Annotated in this window: 2 protein-coding genes; both read right to left on the minus strand. The window is 69.9% G+C overall.

Features of this window, described 5'->3' with window-relative positions; genetic code table 11:
* Window positions 1-125 precede the first annotated feature (125 nt).
* Window positions 126-1,340 carry a cytochrome P450 gene (locus G6019_RS00275; protein ID WP_107757085.1) on the minus strand — a complete coding sequence of 405 codons (1,215 nt, stop codon included), beginning with the start codon at window positions 1,338-1,340 and terminating at the stop codon, window positions 126-128.
* A gap of 9 nt (window positions 1,341-1,349) precedes the next feature.
* Window positions 1,350-1,838: TetR/AcrR family transcriptional regulator (locus tag G6019_RS00280; protein ID WP_182626882.1), on the minus strand; the 489-nt coding region annotated here is incomplete at its 5' end.

Raw genomic sequence — 1,838 nt, forward strand, 5'->3', positions numbered from 1 at the left:
CACGACCACGGGGTGCCCGAGCGCCGCCAGCGCCTCCGCGGTGGCGCGACCGATCCCCGAGGAGGCGCCAGTGACGAGCGCGGGGCGCTCGGACGCGTCCGGCTGCGGGGGGAACTTCAGACTCATCAGCGCCTGACCTCGACACGCATGGGCAGGTGCGCGAAGCCGCGCACGTTGGACGAGTGCACGCGCTCGGCGCCGGGGAGGATCTCGTACCCCGTGATCGACCGTGAGATCTGGTCGAGCGCGATCCGCCCCTCGAGCCTCGCGAGGTGCGCTCCCAGGCAGAAGTGTGGTCCCTGCCCGAAGCTCAGACTGGCGGAGGTGTCGCGACCGAGACGGAAGGTGTCGGCGTCGTCGAAGACCTCCTCGTCGCGGTTGGCCGCGCCGATGAGCAGGAGCACCTTCTGGTCTGCGGGGATGGTGACGCCGCGGACCGTGACGTCCTGCATCGTCGTGCGCAGGACCAACTGGCTCGACGTGTCGTAGCGCAGCGTCTCCTCGACCCAGTCGCTCACCCGCTCCGGGGCGTCGATCACCAGCTGCGCCTGGTCCGGGTTCCGGTGCCCCCAGAACATCGCGTTGGCGAGCAGCTTGGTGGTGGTCTCGTTGCCCGCCACCACCATGAGGAAGAGGAAGGACAGGATCTCGTCCTCGTCGAGCTTCTCCCCGTCGATCTCGGCGTCGATCAGCGCCGAGGTCAGGTCCTCGGTCCGCTCCTCACGCCGCTCGGCGACCATGCCCTGGTAGTAGGTGATGAGGTCGAGGGCCGCGACCATCGAGTCCTCGGGCACGTCCTGACCGCCCTCCTCGCGGTGCATGACCAGGTCTGCGAGCCGGCGGAGCTCGTCGCGGTCCGACTCGGGCACTCCCATCAGGTCCGAGATGACGTCCATCGGCAGCTTGCCCGCGTAGTCCTGGACGAAGTCGAACTCGCCGCCGTCGCGGGACTTGGCCAGGCATTCGTCCCAGTACCGACGGGAGATCCGCGCGATTCCCTCCGAGAGCGCGTCGACCCTCCGGGAGGTGAAGCCCTTGCTCACGAGTTTGCGCAGTCGCGCGTGCCTGGGGTCGTCCATCGCCAGGAAGGACATGGTCTTGTAGGCGTGCCGACCGTACGCCGCGGGGTCGAGGGAGACCCCCAGGGAGTTGGAGAACACGTCGGGTGCGCGGAACGCCTCACGGACGTCGGCATGCTTGCTCAGCGCCCAGAAGTCGAGGTCCGGGTTGTGGTACACGGGCGCCTCGGCGCGCAACCGGGCGTAGAACGGGTACGGGTCCTCGTGGACCGCGTAGTCGTACGGGCTGAACACGAGCGGGGCGGGTGTCGCGGTGGTCATGTCTCGGGGTCACCTCAGGATGAGTCGGGCGGCGGACTCGATGGCGTCCGCCATGTCGGAGTAGGAGCCGTAGCCCATGCCTGCGCGGACGAGCGCGCCGGCGTAGACCATCTCCAGGGCGTCGATCACCTCGTCGTCGGCCTCATCACCCAGCGCGGCCGTCAGACGCCGACGGATGTCGGCACCGATCCGGATCCTCAGGTGGGACACCTCCGGATCGTCGCCCAGGAGGGCCGCGGTGACCGCCGAGGAGAGCTCGGGTTCGTCCGCCACCAGCAGCGCGACATCGCGCAGGACCGCCACCACCCTGTCCACCGTGGTGCCGGCCGAGGCGCCCTCGGTGACGTGGTCGCGGAGGCGTCGCCAGAACACCTCCGCGATGAGGTGGCCCTTGGAGGAGAAGTAGGTGTACGCGGTGGCCGGGGCGACGCCGGCCTTGGCCGCCACCGCCCGGACCGCGAGGCCGCCCGGCCCCTTCTCGCGCAAGACCTCGACGGC

The organism is Dietzia sp. DQ12-76 (assembly GCF_014145045.1).
In the GTDB taxonomy this organism is placed as follows: domain Bacteria; phylum Actinomycetota; class Actinomycetes; order Mycobacteriales; family Mycobacteriaceae; genus Dietzia.